The following is a 16,154-nucleotide window of genomic DNA, read 5'->3' on the forward strand; positions in this document are numbered from 1 at the left end:
TCCTCATGTTTTTGCGGGTCCCAAGCTCAAAAACCTAATCGTGCAAGCACGAACGGCTTTTGGAGCTTTTGACCCTGGTATCTTTGAATTGTAATTATCTAGTTACAATTTCAACAGGAACATTTAAGATCTTTGCTACCTTCAAGATGGTATCAATATGTCTTCCAGTTGCTGCTGCCATATGATGAGTTGGGCCAGCTTCGCTCCAACGATTTACAAATTCTCTTGCACCGCAGGTGAAGCGTGTTCTCATGTTTGTATCACCAAAGGAAAGGATCGGTCCGTCCTCGTTAACACCTTCTGCTACAACAAACTTGAAGTGACCATCAGCATCTTGTGTGATTGCCAGGTAGGTAACAGGACCAGTATATGGATAGAACTGTGTCAGATAGCCGCCACCTGTCTTTCCGTGGAATACCTTAACGATCTTCATGGTTGGCTTCTTTGCAGAGATATCAGCATCGCCGCTTCCAGAGTGACCAATGATACAGATGTCATCGTTAAAGTCGATGGAGTACATTTCAGAAAGCTGTCCTGTTCCAGAAATTGTTTTTAAGATACTCATTGCCATGGCAACCTTCATGTCACCCTCTACGGCACATGCAGTTCCCTGCTTGATTAACATAGAGAATGCTGGAATAAGCATACTGTCAAGAACACCAGCCTTGCCCTGTGCAAATCCGTCATAGTGAGATGCGATCAGTCCAAGGTGCTCATCCTTAACCCACTTCTCAAAAGCAACAACATATTTTGCCATATCCCAAACCTTCTCGATGGTGCCGCCGCCCTCAATCTCGAAGGTATCCAGAATATCCTGAGCCTTTGCGCGGATCGCATCCTCATCAGTAATATCATCTGCGATAGCCCACATTTTTTCCCAGTCAAACTGCTTTGTGTATAAGAACATTCTGTTATACAGATTTGTCTCATCAATGTAAAGATCCATCATACCAGGATATGGTCTTCCAATCTGTGCAATATTTGTGTCACGGAATCTTCTTCTTACCTGAGCTGCTTTACACCAGTCTTCGATTTCTGCCTGAACACCAGGATCACCGCCCTCAACAACACCAGTGATAACAGCATGTCGTTTTCCAGCTCTTTCAAGGTCTGCAACTGCCTCACCTACAGCGCCGCATGCATAGCCTTCACCGAGCCAGGATGCGATATCGGTATGCTCATAATCTAATGCCTTTAACTTCTGAACATTTACTAAAACAACCGGAACATCAAGATCACGGATTGCTGGAAGCATGTTGTAGGAGGTAGCGTAGGTCAGCATCTGGAGAAATACCAGATCAACATCTGCTGCACGGAACTTATCTCCGGCTTCCATAGCCTGCTCCTTTGTGGTAACCATTCCGCCGTCAATAACCTCTACGGTATCTGGAAGAGTTTTTTTGAATGCTGCATACTGTGACTCGAACTCCGGTACTAATGATGGGAACTGCGGAAGGTATGCGCCTAATGCGATAGAAAATACACCGACTCTCGCTTTTGTGTTTACTAACATAATGAAACCTCCATTCATTTGTTTTTATTATTTGGCCTGCCGATTTTTGCCAGTCTCAAATTACAGCATTATTATACAAAAGTCATGTGTAAAAAACAATCACTTTTGGCACATTTATCACCTTATTCCGACCCTTTTATAAGAATGATTTCTTCTAATTTTCAGCGGTTGACAAGGGCACTTAACAAATGCTAGAATAACGTTGAAATGTAAGGGAAAGTAATAGATAAGGAAAGAGATTTATGAGAGATTTGTACGATATTCACTGCCATATTCTGCCAGGGGTGGACGATGGAGCGAAGGATATGGACATGGCCCTTTCGATGATTGAAAAGGAAATAGACGCTGGTGTTGAGACAATTATTTTGACACCACATTTTCGAAAAGAAATGTTTGAACCTGATATGGAGGATATTTGGAGCGCGTATGATACGCTTGTTGATGAAACAAGAAATAGGAATATCCGTCTGTATTTGGGCTGTGAATTTCATGCCAATATGGAGATGGTGGAGACATTAGATAGAGATCTTCGTCCAACACTTGCAGATTCACGCTATGTACTTACTGAGTTTTCAAGCAGCAGTACAAGAGCTTTTATAAAAGAGAGAGCTGATGCTCTTTTGACAGCAGGCTATTATCCGATTATTGCCCATATTGAGCGTTATCGTGCGCTGAGAAAAGATTTTGATTTTATCGCAGATCTTATCGAAATGGGGTGCGAGATGCAGGTCAATGCAGATGCTGTGATTGGAAGAAATGGACTTGGTGCACAGCGTTTTTGTAAAAAGCTAATGCAGGAGGATATGCTTCATTATGTTGCAAGCGATGCCCACAATTTGAGGGGACGTGCCTCTCATATGGGGGAGTGCTGTGAATATTTGAAGAAGCATATGGGGCGACTTTACACAAGTCGTATTATGAGAGATAATCCAAGTAAAATTGTTGAAACTTTGAGATAGCCATTTTATTTGTAGGAAGCAACGAAAACAGGTTGAAATTTTATAAATGATAGAGTAGAATACAAAATGAAAATGGAAACTATAGTTACATTAATAGATTGGAGAGAGCATGACAATAAAAGAGTGCTATGAGGCAATGGGTGGAGATTATGAAGACGTTCTCAAGCGCCTCATGAACGAAGCAAGAATACAAAAATTTGCATTAATGTTTAAGAAGGATCCAAGCATGAGTCAGTTAACACAGGCGATGGATGCAGGTGACGTTGAGACTGCATTTCGTGCGGCACATACACTTAAAGGAATTTGTGCAAACCTGGGTTTTAAGTCGTTGTTTGAAGTAAGCTATGAGATCACAGAGGCTTTAAGAGCAGGTGATATGGAGCAGGCAAAGGTTATGTGGCCAGATGTGCAGGCATGCTATGCACGCGTGGAGAATGCATTAAATCAGCTGGAACAGTGAAAAGCTGATGAATTTGCAGAAATTACAAAATAAGGATAATCAGAAAGGAATCAGAGGATGATATGTCCAAAATGTGGTGCGAAGCTTGAGGAAGGAACCAGAGTATGCCCGATTTGTGGCAAGAGTCTGGTGGCTACTAGCGTAGGCACTGTTTTTAAGCGCAGAGATTTACAGGAGTATGATGAGCTGTCATCAGATGAGTACGATGATAGTGATTATCAGGATGATGGTTCTTACGAGGAGGAACAGTATGATGATACTTATCAGGATGATGAGTACGATGATGGTTCTTACGAGGAAGAACAGTATGATGATGGATATGAGGCGGAAAGTGGTCCATATGATAATGAAAATAATGAAGCCTATTTTTCAGACCAATCAGATGAGAAGCCGGTAAAGAAAAAGTCGATTGCAAATAAAATCCTTGGAGGAATGATTTTAATTTGTCTTGTTGGTATTGTGGTTGTGGGCATTGCGACAGCAAAGATGCTTACTGCAACAAAGCAGGATAAAAAGAAGCTTCCACAGACAATTGTTCAGACAACTGAGGAGCAGACAAGCACTGCGCAGGAGACAACAGAGCAAGAGACTTCTACAGAGGAAGAGACAAGTACAGAAAAGGAAACTTCTTCTGAGGCAGAAACAAGTACTGAGGCAGAAACAACAGAAGAAAAAACGACTGAAGAAAAAACAAAGGCAACTACTGCAGAGGAGACAACGACAACTACAACAGCAGTACAAACACAGCCATCTACGTCACCGGCACCGACGCAGCCAAAGCCACAGCCAACACAGCCAAAGCCGCAGCCGACACAGCCAAAGCCGCAGCCGACGCAGCCAAAGCCGGCACCGACGCAGCCAACGCAGCCAAAGCCGGCACCGACGCAGCCGACACAGCCAAAGCCGGCACCAACGCAGCCAACAGAGCCAGATACACCAGCGCAGCCAGATACAGTGCCGACAGAGCCAGATACACCGGCTCAGCCAGATACACCGGCTCAGCCAGATACACCGGCCCAGCCAGATACACCGGCCCAGCCAGATACACCAGCTCAGCCAGATACACCGGCTCAGCCAGATACACCGGCTCAGCCAGATACACCAGCTCAGCCAGATACGCCGGCTCAGCCAGATACACCAGCAGCTGATGTGCAGGAAGCACCGGCAGCAGAGATTGCAGAGACAATCGAATAAATTTTTCGGATTGTAACAGAGAGGAATATAAAATGATTTTTGATACTCATGCGCATTATGATGATGATGCATTTGATGAGGATCGCGATACATTGCTGGGGGAGATTTTCTCCTCCGGCATTTGTTGTATCACGGACGTTGGTGCGTCTGTAAAATCCTCAAAAAGTGCGGTTGCTCTTTCAAAAAAGTGGCCGCAGATATATGCTGCCGTTGGTGTTCATCCAGACAGCACAGCTGATATGACAGAGGAAGATATTGAGACGCTGCGAAGCCTTGCACAGGAAAAAAAGGTAGTGGCAATTGGTGAGATCGGACTTGATTATTATTGGGACAACTCACCGAGAGAAGTTCAGAAGAAATGGTTTGAACGCCAGCTTGAACTTGCAAGAGAGGTTGATCTGCCGGTTATTATACACAGCAGAGAAGCAGCAAAGGACACTATGGATATAATGAGAGAGGCTGCTAAGGCAGGAAATACTGGCGTAATTCATTGCTATTCTTATGCAGCGCCTATGGCAAAGGAGTATATTTCAATGGGATTTTTCATTGGAATAGGAGGCGTGCTTACCTTTAAAAATGCCAGGGTAATTAAAGAGGTGGCATCAGAAATTCCGCTTTCTTCGATTGTGCTTGAGACAGACAGTCCATATCTGGCACCTGTGCCGTATCGCGGAAAACGTAATAATTCAATGTATTTAAAAGAAGTAGTAAAGCAACTGGCACAGATCAAGCAGGTGTCTGAGGAAACTGTTATTACGACAACGCTTGCAAATGCCAAAAGACTGTACCGATTGGAGGAAAACTGTGGCTGAATTAGGAAATCCAAAGAATACAATAGAGGTATTACAGAAATACCAGTTTCATTTTGCAAAGAAATTTGGTCAGAACTTTCTGATTGATACGCATGTGCTTGATAAGATTGTGCGTGCAGCAGAGATCACACCAGAGGATTATGTACTTGAGATTGGACCGGGAATTGGAACACTGACCCAATATCTGTGCGAATCTGCAAAACATGTATTTGCAGTTGAAATCGATGACAATCTGATTCCGATTTTACAGGACACGCTGTCTGCATATGATAATGTTACGGTTATTCATAATGATGTTCTTAAGCTTGATATTAACAAGCTCGTGGAAGAAAAGTGCGAGGGAAAACGCATCAAGGTAGTTGCAAATCTTCCGTATTATATTACTACACCAATTTTAATGGGATTATTTGAGAGTCATGTACCTATGGAGAGTGTGACTGTTATGGTACAAAAGGAGGTCGCACAGCGTATGCAGGCACTTCCTGGCGGAAAGGATTATGGTGCATTGTCTCTTGCTGTACAGTTTTATGCAGAACCATATATCGTGGCAAATGTTCCGCCAAACTGTTTTATGCCAAGACCAAATGTCGGAAGCGCTGTTATCCGTCTGACAAGTCATAAAAAACCAGTGGCAGTAAAAAATGAAAAGCTGATGTTTGACATTATACGAGCATCCTTTAATCAGAGAAGAAAAACACTAGTAAATGGCCTATATAACGTAGGCGGTTTAAACAAATCAAAGGAAGAGCTTGCAGCTGTGCTTGAAAGCATTGGTTTAGCAGCAAACGTGCGTGGAGAAACGCTGACACTTGAGCAGTTTGCAGCACTTTCTGATGCATTGTCAAAAAGCGCGAATTAAATTGTTCTAAACGATGCCTTTCTTTCATATGTACTTATTTAGAATACATATAAGGAAAGGAAGGTATCAATATGGCACAGTATCAGCGCTTCCTCTCATATCTTTTTGAGTATGAGGGTGATCAAAAAAAGGAAAACTGCGGGTTTGCAAAGATAGAAATCAGAGGAGATGTACAGCGTATTTTCCTGTCTGTAAAAAATAATGAGCAGGCTGAAATTTTACATGTATTTGGCTTTTATCATACAAAGGATGGCTGCGATTGTGTGCCGCTTGGCCGTATGGTTGTAAAAAATGGAAAAGGACAGCTCCAGTACATCAATAACGGCGTTTATCTTGCAGGAAGTGAGATTAAATTTGAGCAGCTTAGCGGAATTGTAGCAGGCAGACAGAAGCCGTTTTCAAACGCTTATGCAACTGTCTGGGATGACCAGTATTTTGGACTCTCACTGTTTGAGAAGGATCGAGCAAAACAAACAGCACAGTCTGAAGATGAACAGGTTTTGGAAAATCAGCCTCAGGAAGAACTTCAAACGATGGAAGTTTGCTGTGAGACTGATAGCAAAGAAACAAACAAAATAGAACAGGGACAAGATAAGGCAGATGCTGTTTGGGCACAGTTAAGTACAGCGTATCAGCATATTGAGACGCTTCCAGGTGATACAGTAGTTTGTTTAAAGGTAATGCCAGCAGATATTGGCCGTCTTCCTCGTCCAAATTGGATGTTAAGCAATAATGGATTTTTGATGTACAGTTTTGTGAAGTACCGCTATATTGTATTTGCAAAAGTGACACAAGGACGTTATGAGCTTTGGGTGCCTGGCAATTATGAAAAGAGTGAGGAATTGATGGCGCAGATGTTTGGCTTTTATTGTTTTCGCTCCGTTAAATCAAAAAAAGCGTCAGCAGGAGACTTTGGCTACTGGTGTGTGCCGATTGTATTTCCGGCAGATGATCAGGGTGAAAAAAAGGAAGCAAAGATGACAGTTGCAGATCAACAAAAAACGGTGAATCCTGCATTTGGTTAAAAACACATCAAAAACAGAAGAAAGGGAAAACAATGGCAACAGAGAACGAGCAGCTTTTGGAAGAACAGGCAAGGCTTAGAGAAAAGGAAGACCGAAAATTTATGCGTCAGGCACTTACACAGGCCAAAAAGGCAGCAGCTATTGATGAAGTTCCAATTGGCTGTGTTATCGTTTGTGATGGAAAAGTCATTGCCAGAGGCTATAACAGAAGAAACATAGAAAGCTCAGTGCTTGGTCATGCAGAGCTTGCAGCTATGAAAAAAGCATCGAAAAAGCTAGGAGATTGGCGTCTGGAGGGATGTACGATGTACGTGACGCTTGAGCCATGCCAGATGTGTGCCGGAGCAGCCGTGCAGGCACGTCTTGATCGTGTGGTTATAGGTGCAATGAATGCAAAGGCAGGGTGTGCGGGTTCCATTATAAATTTGCTTGATATGCAGCAGTTTAATCATCAGATTCCGATCACAAAGGGTGTTTTGGAACAGGAATGCTCGCAGATATTGTCAGAGTTTTTTAAACGTATCAGGGTAAAAAAGAAGAAACGCCCCTTGACAAACGAAGAAATATCCGATACAATTATGGATGCGCAGCCGGGGCGGTAGCGGTGCCTTGTACCTTCAATCCGCTATAGTGGGGGTCATATCCCGGCTGAGGGTGTTTCACTTGTAGAGCTGCCCTCTGTAAGTGGCGTTGAAGTTTGGGTCTTACGCAACAAGACTCTGTGAACCATGTCAGGTCGGGAACGAAGCAGCATTAAGCAGAATCTCTTGTGTGCCGTGAGGGTGCCTGAGCCGAGCAGGCTGCAGAGGTAACGTCTGGGGGTGGCATTCGAAGCTGGGATGCGCAAAAAAATGATATATCAAAAGAAAAAGAGTTTTTTAGGAGTTGTCTGTTGCATCGACAGCTCTTTTTTTGTATAATAAAAACTACGATGGGTTAGTTTTGCCATTGATATAGCTGAAATCCTAAATTATAAGGAGGAAGATACGATGAGAGTTGGAATGTTAACCAGCGGCGGAGATTGTCAGAGCTTGAATGCAACCATGAGAGGTGTTGCAAAGACGCTATATAATCAGAGAAAGGATGTTGAAATCATTGGTTTCATCGAAGGTTATCGCGGACTGATCTATGAGGATTACCGTATTATGAAATCAAAGGATTTTTCAGGAATTCTGACAAATGGCGGTACGATTTTGGGTACGAGCAGACAGCCATTTAAGCTGATGCGTGTCCCGGATGAGAATGGTCTTGATAAGGTAGAGGCAATGAAGAATACCTACAAGAAGCTAAAGCTTGACTGTCTCGTAGTATTAGGCGGAAATGGCAGCCAGAAGACGACAAATCTTCTTCGTCAGGAAGGACTTAACGTCATCGGACTTCCAAAAACAATTGACAACGATCTGTGGGGAACTGATGTTACCTTTGGTTTTCAGAGTGCTATCAATCTGGCTACACAGACTATTGACTGTATCCATACAACTGCAGCTTCACACGGACGTGTTTTTATCGTGGAGATAATGGGTCATAAGGTAGGATGGCTTACGCTTCATGCAGGTATTGCAGGCGGAGCAGATATCATTCTTGTTCCAGAGATTCCGTATGATATCAATAAGGTGGCAGCAGCTGTAAATAAGCGTGCTAAGGAAGGAAAGCGTTTCTCAATCATTGCTGTTGCTGAGGGTGCAATCTCCAAGGAGCAGGCTGCACTTTCAAAGAAAGAATATAAGAAATATATTGCAACGCGTCAGTATCCATCTATCTCTTACGAGATTGGTGCAAAGATTTCTGAGCTGACTGGACAGGAGGTGCGTGTAGCAGTTCCAGGTCATATGCAAAGAGGTGGAAGTCCGTGCCCTTATGACCGTGTCCTTTCAACAAGACTTGGCGCAGCAGCAGGCAAGATGATCTTAGACGGAGAGTTTGGCTACCTGGTAGGTATGAAGAACAATCATATCGCAAAGATTCCGTTAGCAGATGTTGCAGGAAAGCTTAAAATGATCCAGCCGGATGATGAGATGGTTCAGGAAGCAAAGCTCATGGGAATTTCATTTGGAGATTAATTGTAAATGGCATATACAGCATTATACCGCAAATGGCGTCCTGCCCGATTTGAAGATGTAAGAGGGCAGGAGCACATTGTACGGACTTTAAAAAATCAGATTATTTCAGACCGCGTAGGTCATGCTTATCTGTTCTGCGGCACGAGAGGAACAGGAAAAACCACGATTGCAAAGATCATGGCGCGTGCCGTCAACTGTGAGCATCCTGTGGATGGAAGCCCGTGCAATGAATGTGCGGTGTGCCGGTCGATCCTTGAGGGACGTTCGGTAAATGTGGCTGAAATTGATGCGGCATCAAACAACGGTGTCGATAATATCAGAGAGATTCGTGATCAGGTTCAGTACTCGCCGACAGAAGGAAAATATCGCGTCTATATCATAGATGAGGTGCATATGCTGTCGGCGGGGGCTTTTAATGCGCTTTTAAAAACGCTTGAGGAGCCGCCGGCATATGTGATTTTTATTTTAGCAACGACAGAGGCAAATAAAATACCTATCACGGTTTTGTCGAGATGTCAGCGATATGATTTCAGGCGAATTGGAAATAATGTAATAGCAGATCAGGTTTCCAATCTGCTTAAGGTAGAAGGTGTCGAGGCAGATGAGGATGCAGTTCGCTACGTAGCAAAAGCAGCTGATGGATCGATGCGAGATGCATTAAGTCTTTTGGAACAATGTATTTCATTTTATTATGGTCAGAGGCTGACGTATGAGAAGGTGCTAGATGTACTCGGTGCAGTAGATACACAGGTATTTTCTAAGCTGCTTCGCCTGATTATACGATGTGATGTGCCGGGATGCGTGCAGCTGATGGATGAAATCAGTTCACAGGGGCGCGATCTTAGCCAATTTGTTACAGACTTTATCTGGTATCTGCGAAATCTTATGCTGGTGCAGACAGCAGACCAGAGTGCGCAGGCACTTGAGATGACAAAAGAAAATTATGAGGCGCTTCGAGAAGAATCAAAGATGGTGGCTCTTAGTGTGCTGATGAGAAATATCAGGATATGTTCAGAGCTTTCAAATCAGCTCAAATTTGCTGTCTCAAAACGAGTACTTATTGAGATGGCAATTATTAAGATGATGCAGCCGCAGATGGAGGATGATATAGAGAGTCTTCGTGTGAGACTGGATCAAATTGAGGAGAAAATTGCTTCTGGCAGTTTTGTTAATAATACAGAACCACAGCAGTCTGGAAGCATTTTTGATTCTTATTTTGAGGGCGATGCAAAGCAGCCTGTTATGCAAAAAGCAGCGCAGACTGTTGAATTAAGTGAGGCTGAATATGAGGACTATCAAAAGATAAGCAGTGAGTGGAAGAAGCTTTCTCACATGCAGTCGGGATTTATGAATTCGATTTTGATGGGAACAAATATAAGCTATGATAAGGCAAAAGGATTGTGCATTGTATTCACAAACAAATTTAACTATGAGCTGATGCTTCGACAGGAACGTATGGAAGAGCTTCGGCAGATGTTAAATAAGCAGTATCAGAAGGAATTTTCAATTACTGCGAAGCTTCTTGAGGCAGGTGAGGCGATGCCGCGCATCACAAGAGGCAGCCATATTGAGGGAATCAATATGGAAATTGGTGTTGAAGATGAATAATTAAATTTATTGAATAATAGTTGAAAGGAAAAGTAAAGACATGGCAAAAAGAGGTGGATTCCCAGGCGGTATGCCGGGCAATATGAACAATTTAATGAAGCAGGCACAGAGAATGCAGCGCCAGATGGAGGAGCAGCAGAAGGAGCTTGAGGAAAAGGAATTTACTGCAAGTGTAGGTGGCGGTGTTGTTAAGGTTACTGTTTCTGGCAAAAGAGAAGTAACAAATGTTGAGTTGGCAGAAGAAGCTGTTGATCCAGATGATATCGAGACATTGCAGGATCTGATCGTAGCAGCTGTAAATGAGGCTATGCGTCAGGTTGATGAGGCTTCTTCTCAGTCAATGGGCAAATTAGCAGGTGGTTTAGGCGGCAGCCTTGGTGGTCTTGGCGGAGGCTTTCCGTTCTGATGGATTTTTACAGCAAAACAGTAAATCAATTGATTGAAGAATTGTCCAGACTGCCTGGGATTGGAGCAAAATCAGCTCAGCGTCTGGCATTTCATATTATTAATATGCCAAAAGAGCAGGTAGAGCAGCTGGCGCAGTCGATGGTGAATGCGCGCAGCAATATCCGCTACTGCAAGGAATGCTTCACACTGACAGATCAGGAGCTGTGTCCGATCTGTGGCAGTGCAAAGAGAGACAAGTCAGTGATTATGGTGGTGGAAACTTCCAGAGATCTGGCAGCTTATGAGAAAACAGGAAAATTTGATGGTGTGTATCATGTTCTTCACGGGGCAATTTCTCCTATGCTTGGAATAGGACCGGGAGACATTAAAATAAAGGAATTGCTGGTGCGCCTGCAGCGCGAAGATGTGCGAGAGGTGATTATTGCGACAAATTCCAGTCTGGAAGGAGAAGCAACAGCGATGTATATAAGCAAATTAATCAAGCCAGCTGGCATTAAGGTAACACGTATTGCAAGTGGCGTGCCGGTAGGCGGTGATTTGGAATATATAGATGAAGTGACATTAACACGTGCACTTGATGGACGTGTGGAATTATAGTTGCAGGAAATGGTGACAAAATGGATAAATACGAATATCAGTTAAAAACAGAGCATATCAGACAGGTTGCAGCCAGAAAAGAGTATGGCGAGGCTGCAAAGCTGTGCGATACGATCGACTGGACAAAAATCCGCGACGTAAAAATGCTGACACTGGCAGCCGATGTCTATACGGCAGTAGGAGAGTATGAAAAGGCAATCGATATTTTGCAGCAGGCATATGAGTATGCAGCGATGGGACGCCGTATCGTGTATCGCCTAACGGAGCTTGCATTGAAGGCAGACAGCTATGATGATGCAAAAAATTATTTCGAGGAGTTTTGCCGTATAGCACCAAACGATCAGGGAAGATATATTCTTTTATATAAGATGGCACGTTATCAGAAGGCGACTCTTGATGAAAAAATCAAAATTCTGGAAGCTTATAAGAGAGAGGATTTTGATGAGAAATGGGCTTATGAGCTGGCTGTTTTATATGCGATGAATAATGAGAAGGATAAGTGTATCCAACTGTGTGATGATATTATTCTTTGGTTTGGCCTTGGAAAATATGTAGAAAAGGCACTTTCTCTTAAGAGTCAGTTTGCACCGTTAACACCGGCGCAAAAGGAAAAGGTTCAGAAGTTTGCAGACAAAAAGGCACAGGAAGAAAACGAAAAGCTTCAGAAAAAGCAAGAAGAGCAGGAAAAGAAAGAATCACAGGCAGAGTTGGCTAAAAAAGCTGCCGCACAGGAAAAAATTTCAAAGTGGCAGGAAGAGCAGGAAAAGGCATATCAGGCAGAGCAGGAGGCAGCTAAAAAAGAGGCTAAAGCGCGAGAGGATGAGCAGAAGGCTTTGCTAGAGCGTGAAGAAAAGCTTCGTAAGCAGCGTGAAGAGGAACTTGAGGCAGTAGAACGCTTAAAGAAGGAACAAAGATTAGAACATGCCAGACAAAGTGTTGTTACGAGTGACATGAACGAAATTATGGCAGTAATTCAGCGTGCAAAGCAGGAGGATGCCCAGAACGAGCTGCAGGATGAGTTGGCAAAGCAGGTACAGCAGGTGCAGCAGCTTGCCGGGGAGAAGGATTTGGAGCTGGTTTCTGAAATTCCTTCAGATGTTGAAGAGAAAGAAAAACTGCAGGTGTCTGAGGATATTTCCTATATGCAGGATGAGATTTCAGAGGACGAAACTACAGAAAGTGAAGTTTTAGATGACGAGACTTCAGAAAACGAAACCTCAGACGTTGAAACAGCAAACACCGAAACTTCAGAGAAAACCTCAGATAGTGAAAACACTGATGAGGCTGTTTGGTTTGAAGCATATAAGCCAGAAGAAGAACCTCAGATTTCTGAGTGGGCAGCACCAGTGGCAGAAACGGTGGAAGTAGAGCCAGAGGAAGAAGTTCAAGAAGAACCTGAAAAAGAGCCAGAAGAGGAAGAGACTCAGGAAGTAGTTCAGGAAGAACTTGAGAAAGAGCCAGAGGAAGAAGAGACTCAGGAGGAAATTCAAGAAGAATTTGAAAAAGATCCAGAAGAAGCAGAGACTCAGGAGGAGATTCAGGAAGAACCAGAAGAGGAAGAACCTCAAGAAGAATTTGAGGAAGAACCAGAAGAGAAAGATGCTCAGGAAGAATCTGCTGAGAGCCGTCAACCAGATATGACAGCAAACAGCGGACTTCCAATTGTCAATCCGGAGGATATGTCACGTGTATGGCATTTTGCTATTCAGGCGATGCCAGATGAGGATGATATTGAACTGGCACTTGAATATTTAGAGGAACTGGCAGAACGCTCTTCACGTGCAGTTCCGAGATCTGTTGTGAAAATTACAGGTCAGAAGCTGAATCAGAAGGGACTTGTTAAGTCAATTGACAAGCTGCTTGGAAAGACAATTCTTATTGAAGATGCGGCAGACATGAATGAGCGTGTCATCAATGAATTTTGTAAGATCATTGATCCAACTGACAGAAGCTTGCTTGTTGTATTCATCGATACACCGGCCTCAATTCGTCATCTGCTTATTGATTACCCACAGCTTGCACAGGTAGTTACGGCCCAATTTGTCCGTGAGACATATTCTGTTACTGAGCTTCTTGAGTATGCAAGAGGATATGCAGATAGAGAGGACAGTGTGTTTGATAAATCAGGTGAGCTGGCACTGATGGAGCGCTTAAAGGTAATTGCAGGTAATCAGGAGCGCAATAAAAAGCGTATTGTTGAGATGATTGTAAATAATGCAATTGAGAAGGCCGAGAAAAAATCTATGCGCAAGCTCTTCCAGAGCAAATATGACAAGAGAGGCTGTCTGATTTTGCGTGATAAGGATTTTGAAGTCGGCTGAAAAAAGAAAGGTGTGATTCTATGAATTGGCTTGTGATAGCGGTAATCGTATTGATTGCACTTGCGACACTGGCTGGTGCAAAAAGAGGACTTGTAAAAACAGTTCTTTCATTTGCGTCCTTTTTTGTAAGCTTGGTAATCATGCTGTTTGTCCGCGAGCCTGTGTCTGATTTTGTGAAAGACCAGACAGGGATTTATGCAGCAATAGAGACTAGTGTTAGTTCATTTGTGGAAGAAAAGACACAAGAGATTCAGGCAGGACAGGCGCAGATGACAGATAAGGTCATTGATAGTCTGAATCTGCCGGATGTTCTGACAAAATCTTTAGAGCAAAGCAACAGCAAGGCAGTTTATGAGCAGCGTGGCATTCAAAATATAGCAGCCTATATTACGGGATGGCTCACAGATTTGGCATTTGAGGCTGTTTGCTGTATTATCAGTTTTGTTGTTGTATGGATTTTGCTTCGTATTGTAACAATGGTTTTAGCAGGAATTGTGAGACTGCCTGTTTTGCATCAGATTGACTGTATTGCAGGCGCCATTTGCGGGCTTTGTACTGCGTTGATTATAATATGGATCGGCGGAATTGTTGTGACGGCGTTTGCAGCACAAGATTGGGGACGCGAGGCACTTTCAATGATTACACAGAGTACACTGCTGACATTTCTTTATAATAATAATTTTTTGCTAAATGCACTGCTTAAGGCAGTACGTTAATAAAAAATACCCTTCGATCAGTCTGCACACATAAGCAGCCTGTCGAGGGGTATTTTTTGATTAGCTGCTTTAAATTTAAGAAGCTAATATTTTTTTCATTCGATTTATTGTATGACAGTATGCTGGAACGAGAAACAGATCTGCCATGATCCATGCAATTGGACTGGCAAGACATATGCCAACAAAGCCAATGAGTGGTACAAGAACAAGACTGGCAATAATTCGTCCAACCATCTCACAGACACCTGCTAAAATTGCCAATCGGGAATAGCCCATTCCCTGTATGCAAAATCTCACAGTATTGACGAGACAAAGCGGAATGTAGAAAGCCGTGTTGAAAACTAAAAACTGCTTAACATGATCAAGAATGGCAATTTCATCTGCCGATACAAACAGAAGTGCAATTTGTCTTCCAAATAATGATAATACAAAGAAAGCAATAATGGCATAGATGCCGCCTATGAAGCTTGCGGATTTCAAGCCTTTTCCAACACGATCAAGCTTTCCAGCGCCGACATTTTGACCGGCATATGTTGCCATTGTAGAGCCAAGTGCATCAAACGGGCAGCAGCTAAAGCCAGATATACGGCCAGCAGCTGTAACTGCGGCTACGGCCTGAGAACCAAGTGAGTTTACTGCAGTCTGTAAGATAACACTTCCGATTGCGGTAATGGAGTACTGCAGCCCCATTGGAATGCCCATGTTGCAAAGTATGATCGCCTGACGCCCCTCAAATTTCATCTCATCCTTTTCAAATTTGAGAATATCATACTGCTTTCTCATATATAAGAAGCATAGAATACCAGAAATCAGCTGGGAGAGAACTGTAGCCCATGCAGCACCTGCCACTCCCATATGCAGCACAAGAATTGCCAGCAGGTCAAAAATAATATTTAACATGGCTGAGATAACTAGAAATATAACTGGTGTTCGGCTGTCTCCTAGGGAACGAATAATACCTGACAGTAGATTATATAGATATGTGGCAGGTATTCCGAGGAAAATAATAAATATGTAGCTATAGGCATATTCAAAAATATTTTCTGGTGTGTCCATCCAGAAAAGAATTTGTCTGCATAGTACGCAGACGACAACTGTCATAACAGCTGCGAATGCGATGGACAGCCAGGCTGCGTTTGCAACAAACTTTCTCAGTCTTTTGTAGTCTTTTGCTCCAAAGCTTTGTGCTATCGGGATAGCAAATCCGCTGCAAACACCGTTGCAAAATCCTATAATCATAAAGTTGATTGCGCCTGTGGATCCGACACCGGCCAACTGATCAACGCCCAAACTTTTTCCTACGATAATAGTATCAACCATACTGTAGAATTGCTGAAACAGCATGCCAAGCAGCAGCGGAACTGCAAAGCTTAAAATTAATTTGACCGGGCTTCCAGATGTCATCTCCCTTGTTGCATTTTTTGCCATACTTCTTATGCTCCTTTTTTAAAGTTGATTTTGACGTTTTTCTAGCACATTATAGCAGGTTATAAAACGTTTGCAAGTGTTTTTTTGCTTTTTTGAAACTATTTCTAGCTATGCAAAATAGCATTGCAATTTTGTGCGGCTAGGGGTATCATAGTAGCATAACGCTACCAATAGCAAATATAGAAAGGTGAAAG

14 protein-coding genes, 1 other RNA gene and 1 pseudogene are annotated in these 16,154 nt (G+C 43.1%); 14 read left to right on the forward strand and 2 right to left on the reverse strand.

What is annotated here, in order from left to right:
• Nucleotides 1-94: 94 nt before the first annotated feature.
• Nucleotides 95-1,513: an arabinose isomerase gene (locus LKD48_RS03220; RefSeq protein WP_066556783.1), complete on the reverse strand. Its 1,419-nt coding sequence runs from the start codon at nucleotides 1,511-1,513 to the stop codon at nucleotides 95-97.
• Nucleotides 1,514-1,755: 242 nt separating this feature from the next.
• Between LKD48_RS03220 and LKD48_RS03225 the strand changes: the two genes are divergently transcribed.
• From LKD48_RS03225 to LKD48_RS03290, 14 genes and pseudogenes are all read left to right on the forward strand, one after another.
• Nucleotides 1,756-2,472 carry a CpsB/CapC family capsule biosynthesis tyrosine phosphatase gene (locus LKD48_RS03225; protein WP_118615923.1) on the forward strand — a complete coding sequence of 239 codons (717 nt, stop codon included), beginning with the start codon at nucleotides 1,756-1,758 and terminating at the stop codon, nucleotides 2,470-2,472.
• Nucleotides 2,473-2,581: 109 nt separating this feature from the next.
• Entirely contained in the window at nucleotides 2,582-2,932 is a 351-nt protein-coding gene (locus tag LKD48_RS03230) for an Hpt domain-containing protein (RefSeq protein WP_118615921.1), read from the forward strand.
• 57 nt (nucleotides 2,933-2,989) lie between these two features.
• Nucleotides 2,990-4,126, forward strand: a complete 1,137-nt coding sequence (locus LKD48_RS03235) for a zinc ribbon domain-containing protein (RefSeq protein ID WP_308731177.1) — start codon at nucleotides 2,990-2,992, stop codon at nucleotides 4,124-4,126.
• Nucleotides 4,127-4,158: 32 nt separating this feature from the next.
• Entirely contained in the window at nucleotides 4,159-4,938 is a 780-nt protein-coding gene (locus LKD48_RS03240; protein WP_308731178.1) for a TatD family hydrolase, read from the forward strand.
• A complete protein-coding gene (gene rsmA / locus LKD48_RS03245; protein WP_227100557.1) occupies nucleotides 4,931-5,797 on the forward strand; it encodes a 16S rRNA (adenine(1518)-N(6)/adenine(1519)-N(6))-dimethyltransferase RsmA in 867 nt (288 codons plus the stop codon). Before LKD48_RS03240 ends, rsmA begins: the two co-directional genes overlap by 8 nt.
• Nucleotides 5,798-5,868: 71 nt before the next feature.
• Nucleotides 5,869-6,822 carry a DUF6128 domain-containing protein gene (locus LKD48_RS03250; RefSeq protein ID WP_308731179.1) on the forward strand — a complete coding sequence of 318 codons (954 nt, stop codon included), beginning with the start codon at nucleotides 5,869-5,871 and terminating at the stop codon, nucleotides 6,820-6,822.
• A gap of 32 nt (nucleotides 6,823-6,854) precedes the next feature.
• Nucleotides 6,855-7,364, forward strand: a pseudogene (gene tadA / locus LKD48_RS03255) (tRNA adenosine(34) deaminase TadA); the annotation flags it as partial.
• Nucleotides 7,365-7,404: 40 nt separating this feature from the next.
• Nucleotides 7,405-7,669, forward strand: an RNA gene (gene ffs, locus LKD48_RS03260) — signal recognition particle sRNA large type.
• Nucleotides 7,670-7,811: 142 nt separating this feature from the next.
• A complete protein-coding gene (locus LKD48_RS03265) occupies nucleotides 7,812-8,882 on the forward strand; it encodes a 6-phosphofructokinase (protein WP_227100555.1) in 1,071 nt (356 codons plus the stop codon).
• Nucleotides 8,883-8,888: 6 nt separating this feature from the next.
• Entirely contained in the window at nucleotides 8,889-10,490 is a 1,602-nt protein-coding gene (dnaX, locus tag LKD48_RS03270; RefSeq protein WP_308731180.1) for a DNA polymerase III subunit gamma/tau, read from the forward strand.
• Nucleotides 10,491-10,530: 40 nt separating this feature from the next.
• Nucleotides 10,531-10,896, forward strand: a complete 366-nt coding sequence (locus tag LKD48_RS03275; protein ID WP_066556754.1) for a YbaB/EbfC family nucleoid-associated protein — start codon at nucleotides 10,531-10,533, stop codon at nucleotides 10,894-10,896.
• Nucleotides 10,896-11,495: a recombination mediator RecR gene (gene recR / locus LKD48_RS03280; RefSeq protein ID WP_227100553.1), complete on the forward strand. Its 600-nt coding sequence runs from the start codon at nucleotides 10,896-10,898 to the stop codon at nucleotides 11,493-11,495. The genes LKD48_RS03275 and recR overlap by 1 nt, the downstream gene beginning before the upstream one ends.
• Nucleotides 11,496-11,515: 20 nt before the next feature.
• Complete coding sequence (locus LKD48_RS03285; RefSeq protein ID WP_308731181.1) at nucleotides 11,516-13,816, forward strand: hypothetical protein; 2,301 nt, start codon at nucleotides 11,516-11,518, stop codon at nucleotides 13,814-13,816.
• Between the two features lie 20 nt (nucleotides 13,817-13,836).
• On the forward strand, nucleotides 13,837-14,532 hold the full coding sequence (locus LKD48_RS03290; protein WP_308731182.1) for a CvpA family protein: 696 nt from the start codon (nucleotides 13,837-13,839) through the stop codon (nucleotides 14,530-14,532).
• A 75-nt stretch (nucleotides 14,533-14,607) separates the two neighbouring features.
• Here the strand turns inward: LKD48_RS03290 and LKD48_RS03295 are convergent, their stop codons facing one another.
• The gene (locus tag LKD48_RS03295) at nucleotides 14,608-15,960 is read right to left on the reverse strand and encodes an MATE family efflux transporter (protein ID WP_308731183.1); all 1,353 of its coding nucleotides are present in this window, start codon (nucleotides 15,958-15,960) and stop codon (nucleotides 14,608-14,610) included.
• Between the last annotated feature and the right edge of the window lie 194 nt (nucleotides 15,961-16,154).

This window comes from Anthropogastromicrobium aceti (genome assembly GCF_020687335.1).
Classification (GTDB): Bacteria; Bacillota; Clostridia; order Lachnospirales; family Lachnospiraceae; genus Anthropogastromicrobium; species Anthropogastromicrobium aceti.

Bases quoted from the DNA above. Each gene is read 5' to 3' on its own strand.
- dnaX (WP_308731180.1), top strand. From the start codon at position 8,889: ATGGCATATACAGCATTATACCGCAAATGGCGTCCTGCCCGATTTGAA.
- LKD48_RS03285 (WP_308731181.1), top strand. From the start codon at position 11,516: ATGGATAAATACGAATATCAGTTAAAAACAGAGCATATCAGACAGGTT.
- LKD48_RS03290 (WP_308731182.1), top strand. From the start codon at position 13,837: ATGAATTGGCTTGTGATAGCGGTAATCGTATTGATTGCACTTGCGACA.
- LKD48_RS03235 (WP_308731177.1), top strand. From the start codon at position 2,990: ATGATATGTCCAAAATGTGGTGCGAAGCTTGAGGAAGGAACCAGAGTA.
- LKD48_RS03275 (WP_066556754.1), top strand. From the start codon at position 10,531: ATGGCAAAAAGAGGTGGATTCCCAGGCGGTATGCCGGGCAATATGAAC.
- LKD48_RS03295 (WP_308731183.1), bottom strand. From the start codon at position 15,960: ATGGCAAAAAATGCAACAAGGGAGATGACATCTGGAAGCCCGGTCAAA.
- LKD48_RS03250 (WP_308731179.1), top strand. From the start codon at position 5,869: ATGGCACAGTATCAGCGCTTCCTCTCATATCTTTTTGAGTATGAGGGT.
- LKD48_RS03220 (WP_066556783.1), bottom strand. From the start codon at position 1,513: ATGTTAGTAAACACAAAAGCGAGAGTCGGTGTATTTTCTATCGCATTA.
- LKD48_RS03230 (WP_118615921.1), top strand. From the start codon at position 2,582: ATGACAATAAAAGAGTGCTATGAGGCAATGGGTGGAGATTATGAAGAC.
- LKD48_RS03240 (WP_308731178.1), top strand. From the start codon at position 4,159: ATGATTTTTGATACTCATGCGCATTATGATGATGATGCATTTGATGAG.
- LKD48_RS03265 (WP_227100555.1), top strand. From the start codon at position 7,812: ATGAGAGTTGGAATGTTAACCAGCGGCGGAGATTGTCAGAGCTTGAAT.
- recR (WP_227100553.1), top strand. From the start codon at position 10,896: ATGGATTTTTACAGCAAAACAGTAAATCAATTGATTGAAGAATTGTCC.
- LKD48_RS03225 (WP_118615923.1), top strand. From the start codon at position 1,756: ATGAGAGATTTGTACGATATTCACTGCCATATTCTGCCAGGGGTGGAC.